The sequence below is a fragment of the Bacillus sp. LR--39 genome (assembly GCF_053613335.1).
The window spans coordinates 1-519 of record NZ_JBSIOT010001590.1; the positions used below are offsets into that span (position 1 = coordinate 1).

Below are 519 nucleotides of genomic sequence, written 5' to 3' on the forward strand. Positions count from 1 at the left end.
CCGATCCGGAAGAGCGCAAAGCAAACTTCAAAAAACTCGATGATATTCGGCAGCTGGACAACGACGCGATCATTTTTTTTGATCCCCAGCTTTAAAAGACCGCCAGCCAAAGAATCGGCTCTCCTGTCTAACTCACGATAGCTTAAATGGATATCTCCGTATGTAAGGGCAATGCGGCTTCCGTATTTTTCGGCCCGCTCCCTCAGCATTTTTCCAAAAGTTTCGCCTCGCCAGCATCCCTCCTTCCGATATTTATCCGCAAACTCCTTCGGCCATGTCGTGCATCCTTTCAGCATCTCTATCCCTCCGTTACTCACTGTTCATTCCCATCGCAAGAAGCATTGTCCGAAACTTTGCAGACGTTTCGGCAAGTTCGTCTTCAGGCTTCGACCCGGCGACAATTCCGGCACCTGCGTACAGTCGAAGCGCGTGTTCCTCCGCCTCGGCACAGCGAATCGTTACAACCCATTCTCCGTCACAGTGCGCGTCGCACCAGCCGACCATACCTGTGAAAAAGCA

Annotated in this window: 2 protein-coding genes; both read right to left on the minus strand. The window is 51.6% G+C overall.

The window, feature by feature from the left end:
* Nucleotides 1–296, minus strand: a 296-nt coding sequence (locus ACWHAR_RS31955) for an AMP-binding protein (protein ID WP_452089038.1), incomplete at its 3' end; no start/stop codon positions are given.
* A 13-nt stretch (nt 297–309) separates the two neighbouring features.
* On the minus strand, nt 310–519 hold a 210-nt coding region (locus ACWHAR_RS31960), incomplete at its 5' end, for a chorismate-binding protein (RefSeq protein WP_452089039.1).